Annotated in this window: 7 protein-coding genes; 4 read left to right on the top strand and 3 right to left on the bottom strand. The window is 71.1% G+C overall.

Annotated elements, in window-relative coordinates:
• Positions 1 to 186 precede the first annotated feature (186 nt).
• The gene (locus ITI46_RS16225; protein ID WP_209240269.1) at positions 187 to 1,398 is read left to right on the top strand and encodes a low temperature requirement protein A; all 1,212 of its coding nucleotides are present in this window, start codon (positions 187 to 189) and stop codon (positions 1,396 to 1,398) included.
• Here the strand turns inward: ITI46_RS16225 and ITI46_RS16220 are convergent.
• Positions 1,380 to 2,357 (bottom strand): helix-turn-helix transcriptional regulator, encoded by a 978-nt coding sequence (locus ITI46_RS16220; protein WP_209240268.1) that lies wholly within the window; start codon positions 2,355 to 2,357, stop codon positions 1,380 to 1,382. The genes ITI46_RS16225 and ITI46_RS16220 overlap by 19 nt on opposite strands.
• Positions 2,358 to 2,459: 102 nt before the next feature.
• On the opposite strand from ITI46_RS16220, the gene ITI46_RS16215 reads away from it, so the two are divergent.
• Positions 2,460 to 2,855, top strand: a complete 396-nt coding sequence (locus ITI46_RS16215) for a RidA family protein (RefSeq protein WP_209240271.1) — start codon at positions 2,460 to 2,462, stop codon at positions 2,853 to 2,855.
• A gap of 176 nt (positions 2,856 to 3,031) precedes the next feature.
• The gene (locus ITI46_RS16210; RefSeq protein ID WP_209240267.1) at positions 3,032 to 3,997 is read left to right on the top strand and encodes a patatin-like phospholipase family protein; all 966 of its coding nucleotides are present in this window, start codon (positions 3,032 to 3,034) and stop codon (positions 3,995 to 3,997) included.
• A gap of 91 nt (positions 3,998 to 4,088) precedes the next feature.
• On the opposite strand, the gene ITI46_RS16205 is transcribed toward ITI46_RS16210, so the two are convergent.
• Positions 4,089 to 4,487 carry a VOC family protein gene (locus ITI46_RS16205; protein WP_209240266.1) on the bottom strand — a complete coding sequence of 133 codons (399 nt, stop codon included), beginning with the start codon at positions 4,485 to 4,487 and terminating at the stop codon, positions 4,089 to 4,091.
• A 93-nt stretch (positions 4,488 to 4,580) separates the two neighbouring features.
• Here ITI46_RS16205 and ITI46_RS16200 point away from each other — a divergent pair, with 93 nt between their 5' ends.
• The gene (locus ITI46_RS16200) at positions 4,581 to 5,588 is read left to right on the top strand and encodes a helix-turn-helix transcriptional regulator (protein WP_209240265.1); all 1,008 of its coding nucleotides are present in this window, start codon (positions 4,581 to 4,583) and stop codon (positions 5,586 to 5,588) included.
• On the opposite strand, the gene ITI46_RS16195 is transcribed toward ITI46_RS16200, so the two are convergent.
• A complete protein-coding gene (locus ITI46_RS16195) occupies positions 5,524 to 6,168 on the bottom strand; it encodes a hypothetical protein (RefSeq protein WP_209240264.1) in 645 nt (214 codons plus the stop codon). The genes ITI46_RS16200 and ITI46_RS16195 overlap by 65 nt on opposite strands.

Below are 6,168 nucleotides of genomic sequence, written 5' to 3'. Positions count from 1 at the left end.
GGGCCCGCTGACCACCGGCACCGCCTACACCGCCGGCACCGCCTCCCTCCTGCTGGGCCTCGCGGGCGGCGCCGCCCTCCCGCTGACCACGGGCCCGCTGCTGGGCTGACGCAGACCCCCGTACCGGTATATTCCAGCGAACGAATCTTCGAACGCGGTGACGCGGCGACGGGGGAGAAGAGGAACGTGTCCACGAGTAGCGAGCGCTCCGGAATGGTCGCGACGCGGGACGGCCATCGGGTCACGCCCGCCGAGCTGTTCTTCGACCTCGTCTTCGTCTACGCGATCACCCAGGTCACGGCCCTGATGGCGGCCCACGTCAGCGTGGGGCGGGTGCTGGGGGCGCTCGTCGTGCTGGCGCTGCTGTGGTGGTGCTGGTGCTGCTTCGCGTGGCTGGGGAACGTCGTACGGGCGGACACCGGGGCGCTGTTCGCCGTCCTGGTGACGGTCATGGCCGTGGTGCAGATCGTCTCGCTGGTCGTTCCCGGAGTGTTCACGCATGCCGACGGCGGACTGCCCGCGCCGCTGACGTTCGTGCTGTGCTACGGAGCCGTCCGGCTGCTGCATCTGGCTGCCTACCGGGTGGCCCACCCCGACGACCGCGCCCTGCACCGCACGCTGCGCAGAACCGCGCTGCTGTCCGTGGGCCCGCCCTTCGTCCTGCTGCTCGCGGGCAGCTTCCTCAGCGGCGCCGTGCAGGTGCTGGTGTGGCTGTGTGCGGTACTTGTCGACTACGCCGGGATCTACCTCACCGGCGGCAGCGGCTGGCGCGTCGTCTCCCCGGGGCACTTCGCCGAACGGCACGGCCTCATCGTCATCATCGCCCTGGGCGAGTCCATCGTCGCGATCGGCGTGGGCGTGGGCGACTTCGCCGTCACCCTGCCCGTGCTGGGAGCCGCCACCGCCGGGCTGCTGGCCGCCGCCGCGCTGTGGCGGGTCTACTTCCGGCACGTCATGCCGGAGGCCGAGCACCGCATCACCGGCTTGGACGGTGACGCGCGCACCCGCTTCGCGCGCGACGTCTACACGTTCTTGCATCTGCCCCTCGTCGCGGGCGTCGTACTGACCGCGCTCGGCATCAAAAAGGCCCTCCACCAAGTCGCCGACAACGACCACTATCCACTGACCGAACCCGTGCACGGCCTCGCCGCCTGGGCGCTCACCGGAGGCGCCGGCCTCTTCCTCCTCGGCGCCGCCGCCATCCTGCTGCGCACCGTTCCCGCCCGCCGGCCATTCGCCCTTCTGGCCGTCGGCGTTGCCTGCCTGGCCGCGGGTGCGGTGGTCCAACTGGTCCCGGCCCTCCTGGCGTTGGTGCTGCTCGCCGCCGCGCTGACGGCCGTAGCTCTGCGGTCCGCACCGGCGCGGGCGGACGACGACTCTCAGCAGGACGCTCCGTAACAGCCGGCGATCGCCGCGGCGCGGTCGCGCAGGGAGGCGCGCAGCCACTGCGGGGCCAGGGCTTCCGCGTCCGTGCCGAGCTGCCACAGCGCCCATTCGGCGTGCCGCGCATCCTGGAAGGTCGCCTCCAGCCGTATCCGGCCGTCTGCGTCGGCCTCTTCGGCGCGTACGGCCAGCGCGGTGCCCAGCAGATACTCCCGCCGCGCCGGGTCCACCCGTACCAGCACGGTGACTTGGTCGCCGCCGGTCCGGAACCGCGTGCTGCGTTCCTGCCAGGCCCGGTCCAGATCGACCCCCTCCGGCCGCTGCGCGGGCTCGTCGAGTTCCTCGGCGGCCAGCACCCGCGACAGCCGGTAGGTGCGGTCCTCGCCAGACCGCATGGCCAGCAAATAGCCCTGCTCCCGTACGGTGACCAGGCCGATCGGGTCCACCGTGCGCCAGTTCGGGGACCGGCCCACGGCCGCGTACCGGATGCGCAGCTTGTGACCGGCCAACACCGCACGCCGGACCTCGGCCACCACGGCCTCGGGCACCTCCTCCTCAGTGGCCACGCGGCGGGAGAGAAGGTCGGACTCCGGGTCGATGAGCAACCGCTGTGCCGCGCCGGCCGCGGTGTCCCGGTGGCTTTCGGGCAGCGCGTCGACCACCTTGAGCATGGCCGAAGCGAGCGCCGAGCCGAGGCCGAACGCCTGCGCGCCGCGCCGTGATCCGGCGATCAGCAGGGCGAGGGCCTCGTCGTGGTTCAGCCCGGTCAGCTCGGTCCGGAAGCCGGGCAGCAGCGCGAAGCCGCCGTTGCGCCCGCGCTCGGCGTAGACCGGAACACCGGCCGCGGACAGCGCCTCGATGTCCCGCAGCACGGTGCGGGTGGAGACCTCCAACTCGCGGGCCAGCGTGGTCGCGGACAGCCGCCCGCGCCGGCGCAGCAGCAGCACAAGCGAGACCAGTCGGTCAGCGCGCATGCGAGAACATTAGCGAATACACGACACAGGGCGTCATGCATTCGTTGCGAGGCTTCCCCTGCGCTTGAAGAAGCCGACGAATCGATTGGAGCTGATGTGACTGTGGAGCGAACGGCGGTCAACCCGTGGAACTGGTCCGTGGAGTTGGGATACAACCAGGGCGAGCTCGTCTCCGGGCACACCCGGACCCTGTACTGCGCCGGACAGACCGCGATGAACGGCGACGGCGAGCCCCAGCATCCCGATGACATGGCAGCGCAGCTGTCCCTGAGCCTCGACAACCTGGAGGCCGTCCTCGGCGAGGCCGGCATGTCCCTCACCAGCCTCGTCCGGCTCAACGTCTACGCCACCGACGTCGACCTGCTCCTCCAGCACTACGGCGTACTGGCCTCGCGGCTGGGCACCGCGGGGGCCACCCCCGCCAGCACGATGCTGGGAGTGACCCGGCTGGCGATCCCGACCCTGCTGGTCGAGCTGGAGGGCACCGCCGTCGCGTAATCCGTTTGCACGCCGGTCGCCGAGGGGCTAGGTTCCCCGTGGTCGTGACCCGTCAGCAGGAGGTGAGCCCCGTGAACGCAGTATCCGCAATGGGTGCTCCCCTGCAGTCCACGATCGCGCGGCCGGAGTAGTCGCCGCCGGGAGCGCCGCCAGGCAACGCGCGAAAGGCGACTCCCATGAACACAACCCCTTCTTCGACTCCGCCCCAGAAGCAGCCACAGGTCGACGCGACCCGGCGGTTGCGCGCAACGGGGGAGCGGGCGCTGGTCCTCCATGGCGGCGGATCGGCCGGCAATGCGTGGGAGATCGGCGTCATCGCCGGTCTGTTCGACGCCGGAGTGGATGTGACCGAGGCCGATGTCATCATCGGGACATCGGCTGGATCGACGGCCGCGGCCCAGATCACCAGCGCGGCCCCGCCCGACCTGCTTGCCGACATCCTTTCCGCTGCACCCCAGCAGCGGACTGGTCCGGCGGCAGGACCCGGCGGTGGCCGCGCTTCCATCGGGCCCGCGGCGAACCATATGGAGATGACGAGCCGCATCATCGCCGCCGCCGAGGACGCGGCCGACATGCGCCGCAGAATGGGCGCGGCGGCGCTCGAAATGGATGCGGCGTCGGACGGCTCCGGGCCGACGCGGTGGCGCACCACGGTCGCCGCCCGGCTGCCCAGCCAGCACTGGCCGGAACAGACGATCCTCATCACGGCGGTCGATGCCCATACCGGTGAGCCTGTCGTGTTCGACCGCCACAGCGGTGTCGACCTGGTGGACGCGGTCGCCGCCAGCACTTCCAACGGCTTCGGCGTCCCGCCCTACCGCATCGGCGACAGCCGGTACATCGACGGCGGCTACCGACGCAACGAGAACGCCGATCTGGCAGCCGGACACGAACGGGTGCTGGTGCTCTCGCCGTTCGGTGGCAGGACACGGCATCCGCTGGAGTGGGGCATGCAACTCGCGGCGCAGATCGACGAACTCCGCGCGGGCGGCAGCAGGGTCGAGACGATCTTCCCGGACCGCGCCTCACTCAACGCGTTCGGCACGAACATGATGGATCTGTCGACGCGCCCGCCCGCCGCTCGCGCCGGCTACGACCAAGGCCGGAGCCTTGCCAGGCACCTCGGCACATTCTGGGGCTGACGTCCACGGAAGCCGGGGGAGCCCGCCCTGGGACCTCATGGCTCCCGCGTGAGCGGCTGTGCGTGGCGTCAGCGTGGGCGTCAGCGTGGCGTCAGCGTGCGAACTTCTCGATGGCCGCCGGGGTGACCGGGGTGAAGAAGTTGACGAGGTTGCCGTCGGGGTCGCGGAACAGCAGCGACCGGTTGCCCCAGGGCATCGTGGTGGGCCCGTTGACGAAGTCGGTGACGAAGCCGGTCAGGTTCTGGTGAACGCGGTCCACGTCGTCGACGAGGAACTCGGTGATCACGCTGTGGTTGTCCGCCGGGCGGGCGGAGTCCGGGGCGAACAGCGGGACGGTGCGGGTGCTGGCGATCGCGAGGGTGGCGCTCGCGGTCCTGAGTTCGGCGAAGTCCTCGGTCGCCCACGTGGCCTGCACCCCTGTGGCTCGCTCGTAGAACTCGACGAGGCGCGCTACGTCGCTGGTGATGATGCGGATCGAGACGAAGTTCATGGGAATCTCCTTGGCTGTGCTGGAGTCGTGCACGTCGCAGGCTAGGAGAAATAGAGGACAGAATCGGTCCCGTATTCGCATTAGGCTGCGAACATGCCTCGACCCGCTGCCCGCGTGCTGACACTCCTGGAGCTGCTGCAGTCGGGCGGCACCCGGACAGTGGCCGAACTCGCCGACCGGCTCGGCGTCGAAGGGCGCACCGTGCGGCGGTATGTGGACCAGCTGATCGACCTGGACGTGCCCGTGGAGTCGGTGCGCGGCCGCTACGGCGGATACCGGCTCGCCCCCGGGTACCGTCTGCCGCCGCTCATGCTGAGCGACGACGAGGCGCTGGCCGTGCTGCTCGGCCTGGTCGCCGGCCGCCGATCAGGGCTGACGACGACGGAGCACACGGCAAGCGAGACGGCAACGGCGAAGATCCGGCGGGTGCTGCCCAAGCACCTCGCCCGTCGGCTCGACACACTCCTGGAAGCTCTCGCCTTCACGGATCAGCCCGGTGATTTCGACACCCCGGACGCCGGGGTCCTGCTCACCCTCGCCGATGCGGTGCGCCACCGCCGACCGGTCTCGATCCGCTACACCGACCGCGACGGACGGCGCAGCGAACGCACGCTGCACGCCTACGGGATCGTCGCCCATGCGGGCCGGTGGTACGTCACGGGCCAGGACGCCCGGATCGGCGAGGACCGGACCTTCCGGCTCGACCGCATCGCGGACGCGCGGACCCTGCCCGGCTCGTTCGAAGCGCCCGAGGGTCCCGGTCCGGCACAACGCGTGTTGTCAGCGTTCGCCACGGCCGAGTACCGGTACGAGGTGACCTTGCGGATCCACGGGACGACCGGGCAGATCCGCGCTCACCTTCCCGCCAGCGTCGCGAGCCTGGAGGAGCACGCGCCCGAGGCAGGCCAGGACCGGGCGACCGAGCGCTGGCTGCGCGTCGAGCTGCGCGCTGAGCGGCTCGACTGGTTGCCTCCGGTACTCGCCTCACTCGACCGGCCGTTCGTCATCGAGCGCCCCGATGAACTGCGCGACCTCGTCACCGCGCTCGCCGATCGCCTCGCGTCCCACGCCCGGCGCCGGTGCGGCGACGGTGGCCCTTGATGTCAGGTCTGCCGATGTGGCCCGGCGCCCGTTCGGACTCGCCGGACCAGAGCTGGGGAGCGAACCGGTGGACGGCAGCCACTACTTCGTGGTGGCTGCCGAAGGTGAGGGGCAGGCGGTAGCGCAGCCGGGGGAGCCCCGGGCGCAGCGGCTCCTCGTCACGGACCAGCCGCCACAGCACGGGATCGTCCCGGTCGATGGCCCCCTCCGGGCACAGCTCCAGGGAGCGGATCACCCCGCCGCGTCCCATCGGGCTCACCCAGAGACCGACCCCGGCGAGGGTGTGCCAAGGGATCACGTTCCGCCCCTTCCCATCGAAGACCCACACCCCGGCCCCGTCCACGCTGACCGTGGCGTTGCGGCCCTTCCACACGGCGAGGAAGGTGAGCACACCGAAGCCCCCGAAGAGCAGCAGAATGGTGACCCCTGCCCCGTACGCCTCCACACCACCGCGCCTGACGGCCAGCAGCATGCCGCCGACGCCGAACACGGTGAGCACGGCGGAGGCGATGCCGCCCTTGCGCGCGTTGCGGCGGCCAGTGCGTACGACTACCGCGTCGGGGGCGGGTGCCAGGTCCAT

This window comes from Streptomyces oryzae (assembly GCF_017676365.1).
In the GTDB taxonomy this organism is placed as follows: domain Bacteria; phylum Actinomycetota; class Actinomycetes; order Streptomycetales; family Streptomycetaceae; genus Streptomyces; species Streptomyces oryzae.
This window is presented reverse-complemented; position numbering and strand designations above follow the sequence as displayed.